Here is a 20,763-nt window from a genome sequence, read left to right as displayed (position 1 = left end):
TAGTATCAACTGCTGGGATAACAAGAAAAGGCTACTTGGATGACGGGAAAAGGAGATATTATTGGGGTTGCACCATGTTGACTGGCAAAACGGGGGCACCTGTCTGCTTTCTGTGCAGTAGAGATTGGTATAAGAAGAGAAATGATACTGTGTTGGAGTTAGATGTTTCAACATTCGTATACTGATCTAGTTGTAAATGTATTTTGGTGAGTCTAAATTATACATTTCTTCTCCTCTCAATATACTTTCAGTTTTAACTACACTACAAACCCTTCCCTCCTACTCACTTAAGGTAACAGGCTCATAACCCAACTTTTTTAGTATCTTAATAATCTGAGGTAAAGCTTCAGCTGTATTTGATTTGTTGTTGTGGTTATGGAACAGTATGGTTGCTCCATTGTGCACGTTGCTTATAACTCTTTCAACTAAGATCTCTGGCTTATTACCTTGCCAATCTAGAGAGTCAACTGTCCATAATATCAAATACATATTCAATTAATTAATGTTTTCAATCAAATCATCATTGTGACATTCATATAGTGTACGAAACCATTTTGCATCCTGCTCCGTTGCATTTTTAATTGCCATACTTGTCTTTTCTAGCTCTTGCAATTGTTCTTCACTTGAAAGCGATGTTAACTTTCTATGCAACCAAGAGTGATTGCCCGGTTCATGACCTGCATTATAGATTCTCTTTACTATCTCGGACGTTTTTTTATACGTTCACCGAGAAGAAAAAATATCGCTTTTGCTTTATAGCTTTTTAAAACATTGATAATATCGTTTACTCTACTGTTAGATGGTCCATTGTCAAATGTAAGCGCAACAAATTTATCACTGTTATTAACAATTTTTTTATGTTACTTAAACTTCTGTACGATAGACCTAAATTACAACTGAGCACACGATATGGTAAATTAAAATTACAAGCACCACAGAAAGCTCGGTTGAGTATAGCAAAAGAAAAATTGTTATTAGCCATCCTTTCAGCCCTGCTATTCTTGTATCTTTTATCCTACCTTACTGCAACTATAGACTTTGGTCCACAAAGTCAGAAGTATCGATTTTCTCTTGCAGACAAGCAGCAATAACAGTGTTTATCATCAAAAGCGCAATGGTCATTGGACCAACGCCCCCAGGCACTGGCGTGATAGCTTTAACTTTTTCTTTTACTCCATCGAAATCAACATCACCTACGAGCTTTGCCTGCCCTCCTACATTCGCACTATTTATGCCAACGTCAATCACTATTGCCCCTTTCTTTATCCAGTCTTTTTGGACAAAATTTGGCTTTCCAACTGCTGCAACTACTATATCCGCTTTAGAGCAACATTCAGCTAAATTCCTACTTTGTGAATGCAAAATGGTAACAGTGCAGTTTTCTTGCAACAACAGGTGAAACATCGGTTTACCCACGATGTTTGATCTGCCAATCACGACTGCGTTTTTACCTGAAAGGTTACTTTCAACTAATTTAATTAAATGCAAAGAACCTTTAGGAGTACAAGGTGTAAGGCAATTTTTTTCACCTTTAACTAATCGGCCAACGTTTTCATCATGAAAGCCATCCACATCTTTTTCAACGCTTACTGTGTTAATTACTCTGCTCGCTTTAATATGCCTTGGTAAAGGCAATTGTACTAAAATACCATGTATAGACGGATCTGAATTTAACTCATTAATTTTTGCAATTAATTCATCTTCTAAAATATTATCAGGCAAAATAATAGTCTCAGAACTTATGCCTATTGATTCTGCTTTTTTTTGTTTATTACGAACATAGACTTGACTTGCTGGGTTACTGCCCACAAGAATTACTTTAAGACAAGGAAAGATGTTGTGCTTCTTTTTTAAAGCTTCGATTTTTTGCGATAACTTCTTGCACAGGTCACTTGCTATTTCCTTGCCGTTGATGATAATTGCCACTTACTATACTCCTTGCCACTCTCTGAAGCCAGATAATTTGATATCAAATAAACTTAACACTTTGCAAATAGAATGATTTATAATGTCCTCCAAAGATTTCGGTTTAATATAAAAAGCTGGCATTGGCGGAGTAATAATTGCTCCATCTCTGTCAATTTTAACATATTCCGTAAATGACCAAAATGCAGCGGCGACTTTCGCACCATAAGAACTAATTTCCTTCTTTCTTTTAGCGTTACATCTGCAGCTCCCATTAGCAGGTTGGAGGTAACACCTGACACAATTTCAGACATTGTTTTCATAGAACATAGAGCGATGATCGTCCCTAAAGTTTCAAACGAACCGCTCGCTATTCTTTCTCCTATTTTTTCTTCAGAATAGTAAAAATCTGTAAGTGATGTGATGTCTTCAAGTCTTTCTGCAACTTCATTAGCCAGGGTGGTTTTTCCAGCGCAATTTACTACTAAATGAGTTTCATAGTCGGCATTTTTTAGCACTTCTAAAATACGCACACCATAAATAGAACCAGATACTCCACTTATTCCAATTACAATTCTGCTATTCACTTGACTCTTCTTCGCAACTCATTCCCAATGCGCGTTTATAAGTATCAAGTAATATTTCCTGTTCTTCCCTATCATCATTATCCATCTTTCTTAGCCTAATAACCTGTTTCATCACCTTTGTATCCCAACCTTTACCTGCAGCTTTTGTATATACATCACGAATGTGATCCTGCACATTCTTCTTTTCTTGCTCGAGTTTTTCGATTCTTTCTATATAACCTTTTAACTCATCGGCTGTTATTTTTACTGCGTCTTCCATAAAACCTAACTAATTAATCGCTGTCATAGTATGATCAGTTTTTACTTGTACTTCAATAACAGTAATAATGTTTTTATCTTTTTTCAAAATTTTGAAATGAAAACTATATATGAAAAACTCTTCGCCTTCGTCAGGAATGCGCTCTATCTTATTTACAATCATACCTGCTAGAGTTGTAGCTTCTTCATCAGGAAGATTCCAGTGCAATTGTCTGTTAATGTCCCTAATAGTTGATTTTCCCTCGATATGATATACATTGTCAGATATTTTCTTTATAAAATTCTCCGTGATTAAATCATGCTCATCGGAAATTTCTCCAACTATTTCTTCCAATATGTCTTCAAGAGTTACAATTCCCTGCAGTGTTCCATACTCATCAACAACAAACGCAAGATGTTTTCTGTTTTGACGGAAGTTATGTAGTTGAACGCTAAGTGGTGTACTTTCTGGTAAGAAACAAGGTTTTGACATAATTTGGACAATATCAACCTCCTCTATTTTATTATCCTTTTCGCGCAAAGCGTTTATTAGATTCTTTACGTGAACTACTCCGACAATGTTATCTGGTTCTTTTTGCCATAAAGGCACCCTACTGTGGCTGCTGGTTAAAATTTCTCTTATCAACTCTTCTTTATTTTGATCTATATTAAGAGAAAATAGGTTTCTCCTATGGGTCATAATTTCCGATATCTCTGTCTCAGCTAAATCAAGTATGCTGCTTAGCATATCTAAATCCTGTTGCAACATAGTTCCTTCACTGCGATGAAGAGTAATCATATTACGCATTGCATCTGCTGCAGATATTACTTCCCTATTCTTATGAAGCCTACATAACTTTAGAGTAAGATTGACAATAAACTGGATGCCTAATGTCAATGGAGAAAAAATCTTGACAAAAAACAGTACAAAATAGGTAAAAAATAATGTAAATTTTTCAGGATTTTGCATGGCGTAAGTTTTTGGTAACACCTCGCAAAACAGCAAAATACAAAATGTCATTACAATCGTTGATAGAAATACGCCTTCACTTCCAAAGAAATTTATAAATATCGCTGTAAATAAAGCGGAACAAGTAATATTAATAATCGTATTGCCGAGGAGCATTGTTCCTATTGTTAATTCTTTTTTACTTAACAAACGATCTATTATCTTGGCCCTTTTGTTGCCCTCTAGCTTTAGCTTATTAACGCGAGATCGGCTGATTGAGGTTAGACCTATTTCTGCTCCTGAAAATAAAAACGATAAAATCAATAAAACAAAAATTACCGATAATATTGAAACCAATAACCAATCCATTGAAGTATGATGTTATTGTGACAAAAAACAGAGTTAATTTTACATGTTATAAGAAGAATTCGCAAGTTTGAAATTTTGTATAGCTGGACTTTATATTTTTCTAAAGTATTTATATATCTTTAATCTCAAAAAGTGAATTATAGAGTGTATCACACGCCGCATCCACATGTTTATCATGAACAACAAGTGGAGGTGTTATTCTCACTACTCTATTATTTAAAACTTTAGTCATTATTAAACCTTTGTCAAGGGATCGGCTAACAATTTTATCAGCAAAAGGAGCTTTAAGCTCTATTCCTATTAACAAACCCTCTCCACGAATTTCTGAGATTATCCCTGGAAATTCCCCAGCTAACAGTAGTAATTTTTCTTTTAGATACTTACTAACCCTTCTAACATGGTCAAAAAAGCCTTCTTTTAGCACTATATCGAGCACTGCGTTACCAACAGTCATGGCAAGCGGATTACCGCCATAAGTTGATCCGTGAGTCCCTGGAGTAATCGCTTCTGCTATATAATTTCTTACTAAACATGCAGCTAAGGGAAACCCGTTACCCATAGCCTTTGCGCAAGTTAAAATGTCAGGTTCGATTCCTATATTTTGATAATGAAATAAAGAACCAATACGCCCATACCCGCATTGCACTTCATCAAAGCATAGGATCATTTTCTGAGATTTTGTTATTTCTCTTATTTTATGAAGGTATTCTACATCCAGTGTATATACTCCACCCTCACTTTGTATGGGCTCTAAAAACACAGCAGCTGTTTCATCACTGATTTTCTCCTCTAGCGCTTTGATGTTGTTCCTTAGCACTTTATCAAAACCAAAAAGGAGTGGAGCGAAACCCTCACGTGATTTTTCATTTCCTCCAGCGGAAATTGCAGCAATACTGCGGCCATGAAACCCCTCTTCGATTGTAATAATTCGGTTGCGTTTTTCTTGCCCTTTTGAGTAAAAATAACGGCGAATGAATTTAATTGCAGCTTCTGTTGCTTCAAGTCCGCTTGAACAGAAAAAGACTTTATCTGCAAAAGTAAGTGCTGTTAAACGCTCAGCAAGCCTTTCTTGCTCGGGAATAGTAAAAATATTAGAGCAGTGCCATAATAAATCCGATTGCTCTTTCAGCTTATCTGCAATATATGGGTGACAATGTCCTAAAGAAGTTGTAGAAATACCAGCAGCAAAGTCTAGATATTTTTTGCTATCTTTATCAAAAAGGTATACCCCTTCTCCCCTAACTATAGGAATTTTAAATCTATTATACGCATTGACAATGTGATTCATTTAAGTGCTGTAAACTATCCACGTTATACTTAAAATGTTCCCTTAGCACAAAGCTTTTCCTTTGCTAAGTTTTAAGTTGTCGTTAGACTTTTTACATAACCATACCAAATCAATTTTTAGCAGCACGCTGGGCATATAACAACCGTCAGAAACAAAAAACTACTTGACAAATTCCTCCGTTCCCTTACCATAGCATTGAAGCTGCTATTTAACTTTCCAATCTGCGTAGATTAGAATAATAAGAAAGCTTGTATTTGGCGTATTATGTGTACTACATGTCTTTTTTAAAACTTCAAGTTTCACCTATACAAGCTGAAACGCACTTATAAGTCGTTTAAGACATCGCCCAACGCTGGGTTTTATTGTCTTGTCTTTTCTTTTTGCCTGGTAAGTTTATTAATATTTATTACTAAAATAGCATCCTAGATCCCAGTGTCAAGCACTGGGGTGACAACATAGAGGTTGAGATGGCAAAAAAGGAAGTACTGGGATGACACCATGAAAATTCAAAACCATCATCCTGCTACGTGTTAGCGGATGAGTTCCACAGGTAGTGGCAGACAGTAAATTGTCTTTTTCTGATTAATTTAGGTTATGCAAGCAGTCTATTGTAAGAAAATTCATTTGACTTAGACTGCTTATTGTATAAAATTGTAAGTAACGCATGAACAAAGGTTAACATGGTAGTTAAAATAAGGTTGGCAAGATTTGGTAAAAAGAAACACCCTTTTTACAGGATAGTTGCAGCTAATTCGCTGGCACCAAGAGATGGACGTTTTATTGAGAGAATAGGGCAATATGACCCAATGCTACCAAAAGACAACAAAAATCGTGTTGTGGTAAAAGTTGATAGATTAAAACATTGGTTAAATGTGGGTGCGCAACCAACCAAGAGAGTGCTATGGTTCATCGAAAAAGGCATGATCATTCTAGAAATAAAAAAGAAGAAGATAGAAGCAAAAAAAACAGAGGAAAAGGAAGTAGCAACACAGAAAGTAGAAGAATAAGGGGCATGAGTCTCTTTAATGTTGAACACTGGTTTAACAAATAACGGTAAATTAGACGATATTATATCTTCTGATTTATCAGCTATGAAAGATTTTATCTTCAGAACCGTTGATGATGAAGACATCAAACTCGCTGCTGATATTATATCTCATCTTATTGGGTCGGGTGGAAAAAAAATAAGGCCTAAATTCGTCTTCATCTTATGCAAAATGCTGAACTACTCTGGGGAGGACAGAGTTAGAGTTGCTGCATCGGTAGAATTTATACACAATGCTACTTTACTTCACGATGACGTGCTCGATGAAAGCGAAGCACGCCATGGAGTTAAAACAGCAAATAAAATTTGGGGAAATAAATCGAGCATTTTAGTTGGCGACCTATTATTGACTCTAGCATTTAGATGGCTTATAGGATGTGAAAATTTAAATGTTCTCTCTATTTTATCTAGAGCGTCACATTTGCTTGTAAAAGGCGAAATAAAACAGATGACGACACGCTTTAACCCTTACACTACTCGGAAAAATTATTTCGATATCATTGAAGAAAAAACAGCGTCTTTATTTTCTGCGTGTTGTGAAGCTGCATCTGTAATATCTGGTGCTACAAGTGATGAAACAGAAAGGTTAAAGAATTTTGGTTTTAATTTTGGCATGGCATTCCAAATAATTGATGATACGCTCGATTATACTGCTGATAAAAGCGCTTCTGGAAAACAAGTTGGAAAAGACTTTTTTGAGGGCAAGGTAACTTTACCTGCCATTATAGCATACGAGAAAGGGAGTCTAGTAGAGCAAAAATTTTGGGAAAAATGTTTTTCTTCAGCTGAGCGCAATTTTGACCAGGCGCTGTGCTATATTAGCCACCACAATGCAATTGAGCTTTCTATAAAAAATGCAAGGCACTATGTTAACATGGCGCTAAATGATATTAGTACTTTTTCTGACTCTCCTTATAAAACTGCTTTGATTGACTTTTTGAATACAAGCATAGAAAGACAAGTTTAGCTAGTTCTTGATATTTTCAGATTAGTTGCTATATATTTATTAGGTTCTTAAGGTTAATGATATGTCAGATAGTAGTAAGGAAAGAAAGAAGAAGTTTACCAATGTGGTAAATAAGCAAAAAAGCAAAGGCCAGCAAGATAGTAGCAAACATACTGGTAATTTTAACGAGAATCTCAATGTGTTGAAAGAGCGTGCAGCTCAACTTGAAGATCATTTACGTCGTGCTGTTGCAGATAATGAAAACATCAAACGTATAATGCAAAAGCAAATCAGCGATGTAAGTGATTATGCAGTTACACAATTTGCACGTGATATGATCGACTCGTGCGACAATTTAAAAAGAGTGATGGAAAATTTAAAAGATGGAGATCCTGTTCATGAAGGAATCAAAGTAGCTCATCAAAAAATTATGAATGATTTGAAAAAACATGGAATAGAAGAAATGGATCCAATGGGAGAGTCTTTTAATAGTAATTTACACCAAGCCATTGTGGAAAGAGAAGATAATGAAAAAGAAACTGGTACTATCGTGGAAGTCTTACAAACCGGTTATACTATTAAAAGTAGGTTGCTCCGTCCTGCAATGGTTGTTATTTCTAAAAAATCTGATGAAAATGCATAAGTATCAGAGGTTGGACTTTCCTTATAACTATTATTTAAGCGGAAAATCAATAGCCCAGTTTGGTGTTATTCCAGTACGCGACGCTGGAATCCAGAAAAAGAAAATGGATGTCAGAACACAAGACTGTACGAACATTTGTTCCAAAAACAGTGTATTAAATGTTATAGTGGATTTTGCCTCGAACACAAAGGGGTCATTCCAGTGCTTAACACTGGAATCCAATCCGCACACAATCCTATTAAAAACGTTGTGTCTTAACATAAAACAGCTACTTTTATGCTCATCAACTTAGTAAAATTTCTTGGATCCCAGTGTCAAGTGCTGGAATGATACTCTCAGGCTCAAAATCACAATGTTCTTACGGTTATGTGTCGTGGCACTAGGATGACATCTAGTTGTTATAATAACGAAGAGGAAAAACGCATCACAGAATACTCGAGTGAATTTGAAAAGCAGAGCAAAACTACCATCAGAAATCAAGCTTTGAAAGATTCTATTGTCTTTTCAGGCGTTCAACCAAGTGGCATACTGCACTTAGGTAACTATCTTGGTGCAGTCAAGCAGTGGGTAGACTTACAGGATAAATATAAATCTCTTTTCTGTGTTGTTGACTTGCATGCAATCACAGCTAATAAACTTCCTGCCAGTGAATTAAGAAGTAATATTCTTAAAACAGCAGCAGCTTACATTGCGTGCGGAATAGATCCAGAAAAGTCCATCATTTTTAGTCAGTCCACAGTCAGCAGTCATGCAGAACTCGGTTGGCTACTTGGGTGTTATACACCAGTTGGTTGGCTCAGCCGCATGACTCAATTTAAAGATAAAGCCGGTAGCGATAAACAAAAAGCCTCTTTAGGGTTATATAGCTATCCAGTACTTATGGCTGCAGATATACTGCTATATAAAGCTAAATACGTTCCTGTTGGTGATGATCAAAAGCAGCATTTGGAGCTCACGCGCGATGTTGCATTGGCTTTTAACAATCACTACAAACTAAATTATTTTGTTGTGCCTGAAATCCTAGTTTTGGACCATGCATCAAGAATAATGGGCTTAAGAGATGGCACAAGCAAAATGAGTAAATCTGATCCTTCAGAATACTCGCGCATTAGCCTTGACGACACAGACGATTTAATCGTTAAAAAAATAGGAAAAGCAAAAACAGACTCAATGCTAGGCTTTGACTTTGCTACTTTAAAGTGCCGCCCGGAGATAAATAACTTGATAAACATTTATTCAGCACTGAGTAGTTTTGACGTAGACAGAATATGCGAAGAGATGAACAAGCACGATATGAAGCACTTTAAAAAAGAGTTGGCTGATTTAATCATCAGCATTGTGTCACCTATACGTGAGAAAATGAGAGACCTCTTAAAAGATCAATTCTATTTACATGAAATATTAAAGAAAGGTACAGAAAAAGCAGCAGAGATTGCAAACCAAAGCATAAAAGAAATAAAGGATGTTATAGGGTTTATCCAATAAGTTACAGCTATTTCTTTCCATGACTTTTAAATCGTGCAGCCATTTTCTTTACGCTGACATGCGTAAAAGTAGGCTTTTTACTAACTAGAGGCTTGGGATCGGACTTTGCTGTTATAGGGTTCATTTCAGGTCTTTCATTTCCCGCTGGAAACGAGTGAGGTTGAAAGACAGTTTTGGTGGATATTTCTCCACACCGATATCTGCTTGTGCAGCAGGAGTAGCTTTTCTCTCAGCAGCTTGATTTTGCTCAATTTTTCCTATCACTGACTTTACTATGCCATCCTTTTTGCTATTTACTTCTTCTTTCACAGCAACCACCTTTACTTCTGTTGCTGCCCGATCAGCAGCTTCTTGTGCTGATTGCCTACGGCCTTGACTCTCAGATTCTATCGGGACTGTCAGTTTATTTTTAGCTGATTTTTTGAGAGTCACCCTTACTATTCTTGGGTTCGTACTCACTTGTTGATTAACACGACCCAGATTTTTAGGCTTTGGAGATTTAGGTTTAGGTTGTTGCTGCTGTTTTATTTGCTCTTTTCGCTTCTATATGTTCCTTATGGGCTATTGCGCAAATTGACTCTTCTTCTTGGTAATTAGATATTTTTTTATCAGATTCTTCATCTGATAAACTTCCATACCCCGAATCATCAAAAGATATAATCTCTGGTTTTGATTTAAAGCGCACCTTCTTCTTCTCAGTAGTAGCAACCTTTTTCTGAGGCTAAGGTTTAAGCTAATTCGGAGCAGTCGGAGGTGGCAGAGGAGCTGATTATTTTACTTTCTTCCTGCAACTACTAGTAGATTCTTTTTTTTGGCTGCTCTTCTTTCCTTTGCTTTGATGTTGTTGCGCTCCAAGTTTACTTCATGCGATTTATGTTCCTCTTTTTTCACTCTGCTTTGAATCTAAAATTTCTTTCAAGATGATATCGCATCCTTCTTTCAAGGCGATATCAAGCCTTCTTTTACGCAGCTAATTCTCCCAAAAATATTTGTATATTCTGCTGCTTTTTTTATAGTAAAACTCTGCAGTCTATCTTGAGCAAAATTTCTTATGTTGTCGTTCTTAACCGGAACATCTTTCTCTAGCCATATTCTCTTTAATACTCCAAAAGGCCTAATGGCTTCTTATCCACCGGTTCTACATAATTATTCAAGTCAGTGCATATAACAAACTTAGCTACATCTTCTGCCTGCTTGTAAAAGCCCTCAGAACTTGAGATAAATCTCTTACCGTTTTGCCATATTGTTCATCAATTTGTTTTGTGTCTTTCAGCTTTGTAACTTGTATCAAAGAATTGAGATTCTGATTATAATTGCCACTCTGAAAATAGATCATCTATATTAATTATTACTCTATATTTACTGAAATATAGACCCAAAAAGTTAAAGTTTAGTAAATGTTATCTATAAATCCTCATAGCTAACCTAAAGTGAGATAAGAGAAATTTACTACTTCCTATATAAAGGGTTTAATGTTACTATTTTGATGGCCTATCTGAATTTATTGAATGAACATTAAAATAAAAAATTTAGTTCATGTTTTTTCTAAATTGCCAAGTTTAGGGCCATCATCATCACGCAGGTTAGTTATATATTTACTCCAAAATAAAGAAAAAGTTATGCTACCACTTGCATCTTTAATTAAAGAGCTGGCAGATCTTATAATAGAGTGTAAGGTCTGCGGAAATCTAGATACTAAATCACCATGTTCTATTTGTACTGATCCAAAACGTGACACCAAATTACTGTGCGTAGTAGAAGAATTGGGTGATTTATGGGCGTTTGAAAAAGGTAGTATATATTCAGGTATGTATCACGTTTTAGGTGGCAAGTTGTCTGCAATAAACGGTGTAGGTCCAAAAGAACTTAACCTTGGTACTATCCCTAAAAGAGTTGCAGAGTATAAAATTGAAGAGATTATTATCGCAATTAATCCAACATTAGAGGGTCAGGTTACCGTGCAGTATATAATTGAATTGCTAAAAAACTTGGATGTGAAAATATCACGCCTTGCTTGCGGCATACCAATGGGTGGAGAAATCGACTACCTAGATGAAGGAACGCTAAAAGCTGCCCTCTCTTCAAGACAGGAATATGAACTGAACGTAAAATAATATATGTGCTTAAAAAAACTTATATCACTGATAACTTTCAGAAAAAAAGAAGCAGTGTCACCACCTAAATCGGTAGCTTGGGAAAGCGACTGCCTAAACTATCAGCAATTCTCAAGCAAATTCAATACTATAATTAAAACAATTGATCAGTCTTTTACAATGATATCTTTAGAAGGATATAACGGATGTGGGCAAGACATTTTTTCTAAAAGAATGGATAAAAGAGTTAAAGAAACAAGACGAAATTGTAGCTTATTATAGCGCATGGGATATCAATGTATTGGATCAATCGCTGCCTTCTTTTTAAGTTTACTATTTGAGGATTTATTTGCATCACGTGAATTGAGAAGAGGCATTATACGAAGGTTCAAGGACGTGAACCGAGAGCTGTTTTTTTTAAACACACTGGCAAGCTAATTAGTAAATCTCCACTCGCTATGCTTTCTGTGTTTCTTGATGCTGCAAAAGAGGCTGATAAAAAAGATATTGGTTGTATACTGAGAGAGTTGAGTATTCTTCAAAGAAGAAAAGAAAACATTGAAGACTTTAAAACACAATTAGCAAAAGTAGTTAATAGAATTAGAGAAGACAAAAACATCTATGTAATGGTGAATGATCTTGATATATGCCGTCTTAAATGCATCATTGATTTTCTGAAATCTATAAAATATATGCTTGATATGGATGGGCTCGTCTTTATCGTTTCTGTCAGTAGAGATAAGAGTAATGTGTATAAAGCTATTAGCACAGTACTCGGATCAAATTTTGACTAAAAGTCTTTTACTAACCTCTCCTTGCACTTGCAAAACAACCGATAAAAAAATTTATACAGAACTATTTAAAAATATAAAATTACCGAAAAAATCACAAAGTTCAATTATAAGTAGTTTCATACTTTATGCGGAAAGTCTATCACTATCGTTAGAAACAGTAGAGTACTGTACAAAGAAAATAAGACTGTGTCTTCTGAATTACACAAAGGAAGAATTATCTGCTCCGAATTTGTTTTCATTTTTGGTAATATTACAATCCATAGATATTGATGCATGCGAGGAGCTGGCTTCTTCATACCAAAAGGGATTAGAAAAAATTGAAAATGAATATAAGCCTGTAATTTTGAACTATATAAATGGCCAGGAAGAATGGGAAAAACTTAGAATTTCTCTTAATGCTGCTTTCGCAGACAAAAAATCAGATATTGTAAGCAAGTGAGAAATATTCTGTTTTGAAAACATCCCTGTCCTTGATGCACAAAGCAGAGGTCACAATTTTAACCACGGAACCTATTTGCTAGTTCCTTCACATTAACTTTATATACCTCTGATAAAGGCCCCTGTTCATGTGAAGCTTCAGGTCTAACGCCTTTTTTTATCGTTACCTCTAGTAATAGAACAAATTGCAGTATCAGCCTTTATATGCTTAATCTCGGATCTGATTGAAACCCATGATTTCTCTTTGTCTTTGTTTCAAGCTCACTGCCATCGTGTGTAACCTACATCTTTCTATAGCTGAATAAGGTTTAGTACCAGCAGTTATACTGCCATATATGTCAGCTTTGTTGCATAACAGTGGGTGAACGTTTAATCTTTCTGGACTAAAACGCTTTTTACCTTGACAGATTGTATTTCTATCAAGTGGATCATAAGTTTTTTTATTAGTCTCAACCTTTTGATTTATCTTGCTGCTTAGGAGAAAAACCAAGACTTTCTCTCTCTTCCTTGCTTAGTGTTTTAAGGAACTGTATAGTCTCTAGTTCGTCAGTTGCTTGATGCAAATCAGAACTTTCCTGATGGTTATTCTGCTCAAATGTGTTATCAAATGCATTAACATTCTCATACACTGGCACAGTTTTCCTCATTATCTTAAAAGGGTTTGACTCTTTGCATCATGTATTCAATCAAAGTATGCTGACTTTCAGTAACATTATCCGAAATGATATGATACCCAGGATTCACAAAAGTAACTTTCTCCTTCTTCACAGCATTAGGCTCTCAAACAGCAGAATTAGTTTCTTTCTTTAGATTTAATTCATTAAGTACGCTCCTAACTTTATTTTTTCTTGCTGTGGTATGAATAACACACGGAAGTTCTACTTCATACTTAAATTTCTTATCAAATATTGACTCATTAGATGAAGAATCTACTTGAAGCGTGCCGTTCAAAAGTTTTGCTTTTGAAGCAGCAAAAGAAATACTACGTTGTTGTATTTTATATTGGTTATATTTTTACTTCTAAAATTATTAACCAATATGATTATAAACTTAGAGATATTAATTTTATGGTAACAGTGCTGGCAGACAAATATCTACACAAACTCAAGGTAACCTTACCCAGTAAACAAGTTTCCCGGTAACCAAATTAGCCCTGGTTTTGACATGGCCTTTTGACACTTCTTCAGTAGTTTGTTTTCATTCGCCTCTATTTCATATATGACGCATAATTGCGCCTTTTCCATAACGTTCACTACTGGCTATTTGAAGCTTGCTCTTGTAAACCGGTTCTGAGGAGCCCACCCTATCTATTATGCAGCTTTAGCTTGCCGCTTCTACGGTGCACTTACCACAGTAGCCTTTTTTGTCATCCCAGTACTTGATACTGGGATTCTTGATACTACTTTAGTAGAAAATATTTAAGAAATTTACCAAATGAGAAAAAAAGGTAAAAGAAACCCCGAGTGGCGAGTTTTGACTCTATAATACTTTAAATTGGCATTATAATAATTTGCTAACGCTTAGTTTAAGCGCGACTTAGCTGAACGTAGAAAAAGTGAAAAGGACATGCAGCCGCTATAATTTGATACAATCCGCCGAAAAACACCCTGAGTTTTTTACCGAATTTTGTCATTGAGCCTGGAGATCAAAAACAAGTTTTGAGTTAGAAATACCCTTATTACTGGGGTAAGGGTGATGGCGAAGGTTGTCAAGTAATTTTTTTGTTTCTATTGGAGACAGCTGTTATATGCCTATTTCAACAGTAGATAGCGTTACTTCTAATCACCTTAACATTTTCTCTTGGTAGTTCTTTAATAAATCGCGAGACATACATTGGCTGCCACTGATTATTCACCTCCCTTCTGTCTGCACATGAAATGATCAGCTTCTCTTTTGCTCTGGTTATTCCAACATATGCAAGCCTTCTCTCTTCTTCCAAAGCTTTGCCACTACTATCCTCGAAAGATCTTTGATGTGGAAATAGCCCCTCTTCCCAGCCAGGCAGAAACACACATGGAAATTCAAGTCCCTTGGCTGCATGAAGAGTCATAACATACACGGTGTTATCACTATTCATATTATCCACTTCCATCACTAGACTTATGTGCTCTAGGAAAGTTGTAGCACTATCGAAATTTTTCAAAGATGAAATAAGTTCTCTAACATTCTCTATGCGTGCTAAACCTGTTATTTCTTCATTTTCAAGCATTTCAATATATCCTGATTGGTTTGCTATAGTTTTAACAAGCTCGTTCAGCGGCTTTACGCTTACCATTTTTTCCCAAGCTTTAATTTTGTTTGAAAAACCATTTAGTGAAAGCTTGACTTTCTCAGTCACTTGATTACTATTAACCAATGTTTTTGCCGCTTCAAAAAAAGAAATTCTATTATCTTGAGCAACCGCATATATCTTTTTCATGGTGGTCGGCCCTATGCTTCTTTTTGGTCGATTTACTATCCTCTCGAAAGCTAGGTCATCATTATTGTTTGTAATGAGCCTTAAATATGCAATTATGTCCCTAACTTCTTGACGTTCGTAGAATTTTACACCACTTACAATCTTATAAGGGATTGAGTATTTTATAAAGTATTCTTCTAGAACTCTAGTTTGAAAAGTAGCTCTCACTAGCACTGCAATGTCACTGAATTTGTATTTATTGAGCTTTAATATCTGCTCGCTTATGAACCTAGCTTCGATTTTCCCATCCCATAGTTTTATTAGATTTACTTTCTCTCCTTTAACATTTGTCGTCCACAATTTTTTTTTTAAGCGGGCTTTATTGTGATTGATAACATGTGACGCAGTTGCGAGTATATGGGATGTTGATCTGTAATTGCATTCCAATTTGACGGTTCTTGTACCTTTAAAGTCGTCGGAAAATTTTAAAATGTTTTCAACTTCTGCACCACGCCAACTATATATCGACTGATCATCGTCTCCCACACAGCAAATATTTGAGTGCTCTTTTGCAAGGTATTTCAGCCAAAGATATTGTATTGTATTTGTATCTTGATACTCATCTACCATGATATATTTAAATTTGTTTTGGTAGTAGGACAGAGTTTCAGTATTTTGGTTGAAAAGCTGTATATTGTATAGAAGTAAATCGCCAAAATCGACAGAGTTAAGGAATTTTAATCTCTCTTGATATTGGCGATAGATTTTTAATGCGGTTACATATACTGGCCCAAATAATTGGATTTCTTCCACTTTAGATGGCAGTAAACACTTTTCCTTCCATTTTTGAATTATATTCATAATGGTGCTATCTTTCTCTGATAGATTATTGGAACTTATTTCATTAACGATGCTTTTTATTACCTGTAATTGGTCATCTACACTAATAATTGTAAAATTGGAGTTTAAGCCCACAATTTCAGCATGGCAACGTAAAATTTTTGCTGCAATTGCATGGAAAGTGCCAAGCCATGGTATATTTGTACCCGTAAGTTCAAGTACCCTTGATATCATTTCATTTGCTGCTTTATTTGTGAATGTGACTGCTAATATCTCATCAGAGTGAGCGTAGCCATTTCGAATTATGTGTGCTATTCTTGAAGTAATTGTTCTTGTTTTCCCCGTTCCAGCACCGGCCAATATCAAGACTGGCCCGTCTACGTTAGTCACAGCCAGTTGTTGTTCCGAATTTAGCAGTGAGAGATAATCATTCATTGTAGCCCTACCAAATATAGTCATATAAGTTAACCCTATTGTTTGTGCTCTGTAAAGTTTTTGCTTTGAATTTGATCTAGTCAGTGACAATTACTGAAGAAGTTGGCCGAGATTTACAATTAGGCATGTAAGGAAATATTGTGCATACACTGAGACCGGTGGGATTGGTAGGATTCGAACCTACGACCAATTCGTTATGAGCGAACTGCTCTAACCAACTGAGCTACAATCCCATTCGTTAATATTTATAATACACACAAAGACAAACTTGTCTATTAGCTCATTTCGCTATCAACCCAACTTGACAAGTCACTTATTGCACCAATTTTGCGTGCAACTTCCTTACCGTTTTGAAATATGACAAAAGTAGGTATAGATTGAATTCCATATTTACTGGGCACTTCAGTTCCTTCATCTATATTGAACTTGCAGATCTTAACCTTGCCCTTCTTATCTTTAGCTAACTGTTCAACATGCGGCATTAGACTTTTACATGGTCCACACCACTCTGCCCAAAAGTCCACTAATACAAACCCCTTGTAATCAGTGACCTCAGATTTAAAATTTTGATCATTTATTGATGTAATATTGTCACTCATAAAATATCTAGCTAAATTTATACAATATAGCGCACTTACTAGCAACTAATCAACTAAATTCTTACTGTAGAGCTTAAAAGATTGTCTAAAGCGTTTTGCACAACTTTCATTACATTTGGTGACTAAAGATATCTACATTTTCCCACCCCATTAAATCTAATTCAACACGAGCAGGAAGAAATTCAAAGCACTTTTGTGCTAATTCTTTTCTGTTTTCACGTTCCAGCATAAAATCTAGCTTTTCCTTTATTTTATGGAGGTATAAAACATCAGATGCAGCGTAACTTTTTTGCTTGTCCGTTAAATCCTCACTTCCCCAATCAGAGGATTGCTGATGCTTATTTAACTTAGTATCAAGCAATTCTAAGCATAATTCCTTTAGACTATGATTGTCTGTGTAAGTACGAACCAAACGTGAAGCTATCTTTGTGCAATAGCACGGAAGTGCCCAAGTCTTCAAGTAATAGCGTATGATGCTGACATCAAACCGTGCAAAGTGAAATATTTTAGTTATATTTTTATCCCTCAATACTTTTCTTAAGTTTGGAGCTGTATAATCACTTTTCAATTGAACCAAGTGAGCGTTGCCATCGTTAAAAGAAAGCTGTACAAGACACAATCTGTCTCTAACATGAAGTAGCCCCATTGCCTCTGTATCGACAGCTATAAACCTTACGTTATCTGGTATTGAGCTAGCCGGCAGGTCATCTTTATGTACAAATATTCTCATAAGATCTTGTAGAATATTGAAAGACTAATAATAATTGAAAGTGAGTTTTAAGTATACAAATAATAGACAACTCCTAACATTTTAGTATGCATGGGGTTTACAAATCGTTGTATATGCCTATAATTTAAGAAGTGAAAGACTGCGGGAGTAGTTCAGTTGGCAGAACGTAACCTTGCCAAGGTTGAGGTCGAGGGTTCGAACCCCTTCTCCCGCTCTTTTTTCCAAAATCATTCAAAAAATTTGCTTGACAACTTTCGCCATCATCCTTATTCATAGCATTGAAGCTATTGTTTATTTCAGTCCGTACAGATTAAACAATAAAAACTCAATGTACTTGGCGTACTGTTATTTAATTTTTTGCACTATTTGTATCTCATATCTTTATGGACTTTCAAGGTTTTTACCTAATATAAGCTAAAATGCGTTTGTTAAAGCGTCTAAGACAACAAAATGCTAATTTAAAGATAGATAGTGAGTACTAGCTAACAGGGTTTCTTTTGCTTTTTTTTATTTGGTAAGATTTTTAATGTTTATAGCTAGTTGTAATTCATGAATTGGGTAGGTAATGTTGAGTAGCATCTTGTTTAACTGTAAAATTTGATATTAGCTGTTGATAATTGGAATAGTTGTAAGTCGATGCTTTTCTTCTACTCTTGCTTTTAACGCCATTCCTAAAAAGATTATTTTGCTTATTCTATTAATCTAATTATACTGACAGTAGCAGGAGTTTGAATTTGCAATTTTGAAGTAAAAAATAGCAATATTGCCGCTATCAGCTAAATTATTAAGGAGGTCAAATGAAAAAAGATTCAAAGCTTCTAACAAGTGTAAAGGATTTAATGTCTGTAACAGGATTAGGTGCTGCGATAGGAGCACTTACATGTCTGGGGTTAAGTTCCACAGCTTTGTCACCTTTAACTACAGGTGGGATTATTGGTTCTATATTTCCAGGATTGTTGACTGTTGGTTGTATAGCATTATTGTTTTTTCAATTTTATTGCAATGTTAAGACAGAATACAATAATAGAAAAGAAGAGTTTGATTGGTATAGAGATCTTGTAATTCGCTCCAGCACATTAACGATTATAAGCATTGAAATCGGAGTCGGTCTTGCTGCAGCTACAACTGCTATTTTTCCTGATGTGATACTTGGAATTGGGACAGTAGCTTTAACAGGCGCAGCAATAGGAGCTATAGCACCAATTGCAGGAGTTCTTGCAACAGCGTATGTTATTGAGCCAATAGCTGAAAAAGTGAATAGATATATTATATCACCTGTAATTGAGAAAATAAAAGGATGTTTTTCCTCAAAAGAGAAGGAGGTTTAAGCTAACCAGTGGGTGTCATTCAAGTAGTTGGTATTAACATTTACCAACTGGATAATCACCAGTGAAACAAGCATCACAGTATTGCGGTGTTACATTATTACGTTTCTCTTCCTTAACAGCATGATATAGCCCATCAATACTTAGAAAGGTCAAGCTATTCACTCCTATGCTTGCCTCTATTTTCTCTATGGATTGATTTGCAGCGATTAAATCCTTGCGCTCTGGCGTGTCTATCCCATAAAAGCAAGAGTATTTCACTGGTGGACTTGAAATTTTTAAGTGAATTTCTCTTACTCCTGCATCTTTTAGCATAACTATTATGCTTCTGAGTGTACTACCACGTACTATACTGTCATCTATTAAAACTATGTTTTTACCTTGCAAAATGTGCTTATTAGCGTTGAATTTTAACTTTATTCTGACTTTACGTACTTCAGCAGTTGGTTGTATGAAAGTTCTTCCTATATAATGATTACGAATTATTCCCAGTTCCATAGGTAAACCTGAATGCTTTGCATATCCAATGGCTGCAGGTATTCCAGAATCAGGTATTGGTACAATAATATCCACATTATTTTTTGGTGGACTCTCCTCTGCAAGCGTTTTTCCTATTTCTTTTCTCATATCGTATATAGACCTGCCTTCCATTATGCTATCTGGTCTTGAGAAATAGACGTATTCAAAAATACAAAAGCTCGATTTTTGCTGCGCAAAAGAAAATGCTGAAGTTAGATGGCCATTACGATCAATAGTAACTAATTCACCTGGTTCTACCTCTCTAATAAATTCTGCATTTACTATATCAAAAGCACAAGTCTCAGATGCAAGCACATAAGAGCCGTTTAACTTCCCTAAAACAAGGGGTCTGATTCCTGCTGGATCGCGCGTTCCAATAACCATCTCTTGGTTGATTGCAAGAAAAGAATAAGCGCCTTGTATCTCCTTTAATGAACATATAAAACTCTCTAGAAAGCTATCTTTTATATTTGTTTCCACCAAACGCACTATCACTTCTGTATCGATATCCGATTGAAAAACGCATCCCTGTTTAATTAATCGCTCGCGTATTGGAAGAATATTAATTAAATTACCATTATGTGCTATAGCAAAACCCCCGAACTTACTACTTTTGCCGAACATGGGCTGCGCTCCAACTTTACTGCCACTTGTTGAGTATCGAACGTGGCCTATTGCATAATCTCCAGGCAAGGATTTTTTTATTGCATCTACGTCATCAAACACACTGCTCACTTGACCTTGAAAATGATAAGAGTGCAACTTACCGTTATAACTCGTCACTATACCAAAAGACTCCTGACCTCTGTGCTGCAAAGCATGTAGACCTAGTATGGAGTCAAAAGCAGCGTCTTTATTGTAGCTTGTACCAAATATTCCACACTCTTCGTGCATTCCATCAAGCATAAAAACTATTTAGTAAAGTTTAATTCTACTTTAGCATAGGCAAAGCACAAGCATTTTTTTTACTAGATGTTAAGAATGGCTATAAAACGTAAAAAGCCTTCTATTTCCTATACTTTCCTTCTTGCACAGTTCCAGGTATGATAAAGTATGAGAAAGAATCACATCCTGGGGCTGCGTACAACTGCTACGTTTTCTTTATTTTGCTTATAGCTTCTACAAGCAATGCAAATAT

Annotated in this window: 21 protein-coding genes, 2 tRNA genes and 2 pseudogenes; 10 read left to right on the top strand and 15 right to left on the bottom strand. The window is 35.7% G+C overall.

Annotation, left to right across the window (positions count from 1 at the left end):
• The coding region (locus IHO40_RS02560; protein ID WP_225536612.1) for a hypothetical protein at positions 1–185 on the top strand (185 nt) is incomplete at its 5' end.
• A gap of 94 nt (positions 186–279) precedes the next feature.
• Here the strand turns inward: IHO40_RS02560 and IHO40_RS02555 are convergent.
• The 7 genes and pseudogenes from IHO40_RS02555 to IHO40_RS02525 all read right to left on the bottom strand — a co-directional run bounded on the left by IHO40_RS02555 (position 280) and on the right by IHO40_RS02525 (position 5,335).
• Positions 280–489 carry a polysaccharide deacetylase family protein gene (locus tag IHO40_RS02555; RefSeq protein ID WP_225536611.1) on the bottom strand — a complete coding sequence of 70 codons (210 nt, stop codon included), beginning with the start codon at positions 487–489 and terminating at the stop codon, positions 280–282.
• Between the two features lie 6 nt (positions 490–495).
• A pseudogene (locus tag IHO40_RS02550) lies at positions 496–851 on the bottom strand (polysaccharide deacetylase family protein).
• 178 nt (positions 852–1,029) lie between these two features.
• Complete coding sequence (gene folD, locus IHO40_RS02545; RefSeq protein WP_225536610.1) at positions 1,030–1,926, bottom strand: bifunctional methylenetetrahydrofolate dehydrogenase/methenyltetrahydrofolate cyclohydrolase FolD; 897 nt, start codon at positions 1,924–1,926, stop codon at positions 1,030–1,032.
• A gap of 3 nt (positions 1,927–1,929) precedes the next feature.
• Positions 1,930–2,492 (bottom strand): annotated as a pseudogene (locus IHO40_RS02540) (UbiX family flavin prenyltransferase).
• Entirely contained in the window at positions 2,485–2,751 is a 267-nt protein-coding gene (locus tag IHO40_RS02535; protein ID WP_225536609.1) for a DUF2312 domain-containing protein, read from the bottom strand. Before IHO40_RS02535 ends, IHO40_RS02540 begins: the two are co-directional and overlap by 8 nt.
• Positions 2,752–2,760: 9 nt before the next feature.
• Positions 2,761–4,047: an HlyC/CorC family transporter gene (locus IHO40_RS02530; RefSeq protein ID WP_225536608.1), complete on the bottom strand. Its 1,287-nt coding sequence runs from the start codon at positions 4,045–4,047 to the stop codon at positions 2,761–2,763.
• A 109-nt stretch (positions 4,048–4,156) separates the two neighbouring features.
• Positions 4,157–5,335, bottom strand: coding sequence for an aspartate aminotransferase family protein (locus tag IHO40_RS02525; protein ID WP_225536607.1), 1,179 nt, complete (start codon positions 5,333–5,335; stop codon positions 4,157–4,159).
• Between the two features lie 680 nt (positions 5,336–6,015).
• On the opposite strand from IHO40_RS02525, the gene rpsP reads away from it, so the two are divergent.
• The 4 genes from rpsP to trpS all read left to right on the top strand — a co-directional run bounded on the left by rpsP (position 6,016) and on the right by trpS (position 9,454).
• Entirely contained in the window at positions 6,016–6,342 is a 327-nt protein-coding gene (gene rpsP, locus IHO40_RS02520; protein ID WP_225536606.1) for a 30S ribosomal protein S16, read from the top strand.
• A gap of 18 nt (positions 6,343–6,360) precedes the next feature.
• Complete coding sequence (locus IHO40_RS02515; RefSeq protein ID WP_225536605.1) at positions 6,361–7,347, top strand: polyprenyl synthetase family protein; 987 nt, start codon at positions 6,361–6,363, stop codon at positions 7,345–7,347.
• A 61-nt stretch (positions 7,348–7,408) separates the two neighbouring features.
• Positions 7,409–7,969, top strand: coding sequence for a nucleotide exchange factor GrpE (locus IHO40_RS02510; RefSeq protein WP_225536604.1), 561 nt, complete (start codon positions 7,409–7,411; stop codon positions 7,967–7,969).
• Positions 7,970–8,353: 384 nt separating this feature from the next.
• Positions 8,354–9,454 (top strand): tryptophan--tRNA ligase, encoded by a 1,101-nt coding sequence (gene trpS, locus IHO40_RS02505; protein ID WP_225536603.1) that lies wholly within the window; start codon positions 8,354–8,356, stop codon positions 9,452–9,454.
• Between the two features lie 120 nt (positions 9,455–9,574).
• Here the strand turns inward: trpS and IHO40_RS02500 are convergent, their stop codons facing one another.
• Both IHO40_RS02500 and IHO40_RS02495 read right to left on the bottom strand, forming a co-directional pair.
• Positions 9,575–9,913 carry a hypothetical protein gene (locus tag IHO40_RS02500; protein WP_225536602.1) on the bottom strand — a complete coding sequence of 113 codons (339 nt, stop codon included), beginning with the start codon at positions 9,911–9,913 and terminating at the stop codon, positions 9,575–9,577.
• A gap of 46 nt (positions 9,914–9,959) precedes the next feature.
• Complete coding sequence (locus IHO40_RS02495; protein WP_225536601.1) at positions 9,960–10,139, bottom strand: hypothetical protein; 180 nt, start codon at positions 10,137–10,139, stop codon at positions 9,960–9,962.
• A gap of 823 nt (positions 10,140–10,962) precedes the next feature.
• Between IHO40_RS02495 and recR the strand changes: the two genes are divergently transcribed.
• The 3 genes from recR to IHO40_RS02480 all read left to right on the top strand — a co-directional run bounded on the left by recR (position 10,963) and on the right by IHO40_RS02480 (position 12,780).
• Positions 10,963–11,568 (top strand): recombination mediator RecR, encoded by a 606-nt coding sequence (gene recR / locus IHO40_RS02490; RefSeq protein ID WP_255585963.1) that lies wholly within the window; start codon positions 10,963–10,965, stop codon positions 11,566–11,568.
• 446 nt (positions 11,569–12,014) lie between these two features.
• Positions 12,015–12,341, top strand: coding sequence for a P-loop NTPase fold protein (locus tag IHO40_RS02485; RefSeq protein WP_225536600.1), 327 nt, complete (start codon positions 12,015–12,017; stop codon positions 12,339–12,341).
• Complete coding sequence (locus IHO40_RS02480) at positions 12,334–12,780, top strand: hypothetical protein (RefSeq protein WP_225536599.1); 447 nt, start codon at positions 12,334–12,336, stop codon at positions 12,778–12,780. Before IHO40_RS02485 ends, IHO40_RS02480 begins: the two co-directional genes overlap by 8 nt.
• Before the next feature lie 448 nt (positions 12,781–13,228).
• On the opposite strand, the gene IHO40_RS02475 is transcribed toward IHO40_RS02480, so the two are convergent.
• From IHO40_RS02475 to IHO40_RS02455, 5 genes are all read right to left on the bottom strand, one after another.
• Positions 13,229–13,414 (bottom strand): hypothetical protein, encoded by a 186-nt coding sequence (locus tag IHO40_RS02475; protein WP_225536598.1) that lies wholly within the window; start codon positions 13,412–13,414, stop codon positions 13,229–13,231.
• A gap of 1,121 nt (positions 13,415–14,535) precedes the next feature.
• Positions 14,536–16,452, bottom strand: coding sequence for an ATP-dependent helicase (locus IHO40_RS02470; protein ID WP_225536613.1), 1,917 nt, complete (start codon positions 16,450–16,452; stop codon positions 14,536–14,538).
• A gap of 159 nt (positions 16,453–16,611) precedes the next feature.
• Positions 16,612–16,685, bottom strand: a tRNA-Ile gene (locus tag IHO40_RS02465).
• A 42-nt stretch (positions 16,686–16,727) separates the two neighbouring features.
• Entirely contained in the window at positions 16,728–17,051 is a 324-nt protein-coding gene (gene trxA / locus IHO40_RS02460; protein WP_225536597.1) for a thioredoxin, read from the bottom strand.
• 109 nt (positions 17,052–17,160) lie between these two features.
• Positions 17,161–17,781 carry a ribonuclease D gene (locus tag IHO40_RS02455; RefSeq protein ID WP_225536596.1) on the bottom strand — a complete coding sequence of 207 codons (621 nt, stop codon included), beginning with the start codon at positions 17,779–17,781 and terminating at the stop codon, positions 17,161–17,163.
• Positions 17,782–17,922: 141 nt separating this feature from the next.
• Between IHO40_RS02455 and IHO40_RS02450 the strand changes: the two genes are divergently transcribed.
• Positions 17,923–17,995 (top strand) — tRNA-Gly (locus IHO40_RS02450).
• Positions 17,996–18,578: 583 nt separating this feature from the next.
• Positions 18,579–19,109 (top strand): hypothetical protein, encoded by a 531-nt coding sequence (locus IHO40_RS02445; protein WP_225536595.1) that lies wholly within the window; start codon positions 18,579–18,581, stop codon positions 19,107–19,109.
• 33 nt (positions 19,110–19,142) lie between these two features.
• On the opposite strand, the gene purF is transcribed toward IHO40_RS02445, so the two are convergent.
• Positions 19,143–20,531 carry an amidophosphoribosyltransferase gene (gene purF, locus IHO40_RS02440; RefSeq protein ID WP_225536594.1) on the bottom strand — a complete coding sequence of 463 codons (1,389 nt, stop codon included), beginning with the start codon at positions 20,529–20,531 and terminating at the stop codon, positions 19,143–19,145.
• Between the last annotated feature and the right edge of the window lie 232 nt (positions 20,532–20,763).

This window comes from Wolbachia endosymbiont of Mansonella ozzardi, from assembly GCF_020278625.1.
Classification (GTDB): Bacteria; Pseudomonadota; Alphaproteobacteria; order Rickettsiales; family Anaplasmataceae; genus Wolbachia.
The sequence above is the reverse complement of the archived record's forward strand: the minus strand, read 5'-3'. Positions and strand labels throughout refer to the sequence as shown.

Coding starts and splice junctions, on each gene's coding strand:
- IHO40_RS02555 (WP_225536611.1), bottom strand. CDS start 489: ATGTATTTGATATTATGGACAGTTGACTCTCTAGATTGGCAAGGTAAT.
- IHO40_RS02535 (WP_225536609.1), bottom strand. CDS start 2,751: ATGGAAGACGCAGTAAAAATAACAGCCGATGAGTTAAAAGGTTATATA.
- IHO40_RS02530 (WP_225536608.1), bottom strand. CDS start 4,047: ATGGATTGGTTATTGGTTTCAATATTATCGGTAATTTTTGTTTTATTG.
- IHO40_RS02525 (WP_225536607.1), bottom strand. CDS start 5,335: ATGAATCACATTGTCAATGCGTATAATAGATTTAAAATTCCTATAGTT.
- rpsP (WP_225536606.1), top strand. CDS start 6,016: ATGGTAGTTAAAATAAGGTTGGCAAGATTTGGTAAAAAGAAACACCCT.
- IHO40_RS02515 (WP_225536605.1), top strand. CDS start 6,361: ATGTTGAACACTGGTTTAACAAATAACGGTAAATTAGACGATATTATA.
- IHO40_RS02510 (WP_225536604.1), top strand. CDS start 7,409: ATGTCAGATAGTAGTAAGGAAAGAAAGAAGAAGTTTACCAATGTGGTA.
- trpS (WP_225536603.1), top strand. CDS start 8,354: ATGACATCTAGTTGTTATAATAACGAAGAGGAAAAACGCATCACAGAA.
- recR (WP_255585963.1), top strand. CDS start 10,963: ATGAACATTAAAATAAAAAATTTAGTTCATGTTTTTTCTAAATTGCCA.
- IHO40_RS02470 (WP_225536613.1), bottom strand. CDS start 16,452: ATGAATGATTATCTCTCACTGCTAAATTCGGAACAACAACTGGCTGTG.
- trxA (WP_225536597.1), bottom strand. CDS start 17,051: ATGAGTGACAATATTACATCAATAAATGATCAAAATTTTAAATCTGAG.
- IHO40_RS02455 (WP_225536596.1), bottom strand. CDS start 17,781: ATGAGAATATTTGTACATAAAGATGACCTGCCGGCTAGCTCAATACCA.
- IHO40_RS02445 (WP_225536595.1), top strand. CDS start 18,579: ATGAAAAAAGATTCAAAGCTTCTAACAAGTGTAAAGGATTTAATGTCT.
- purF (WP_225536594.1), bottom strand. CDS start 20,531: ATGCTTGATGGAATGCACGAAGAGTGTGGAATATTTGGTACAAGCTAC.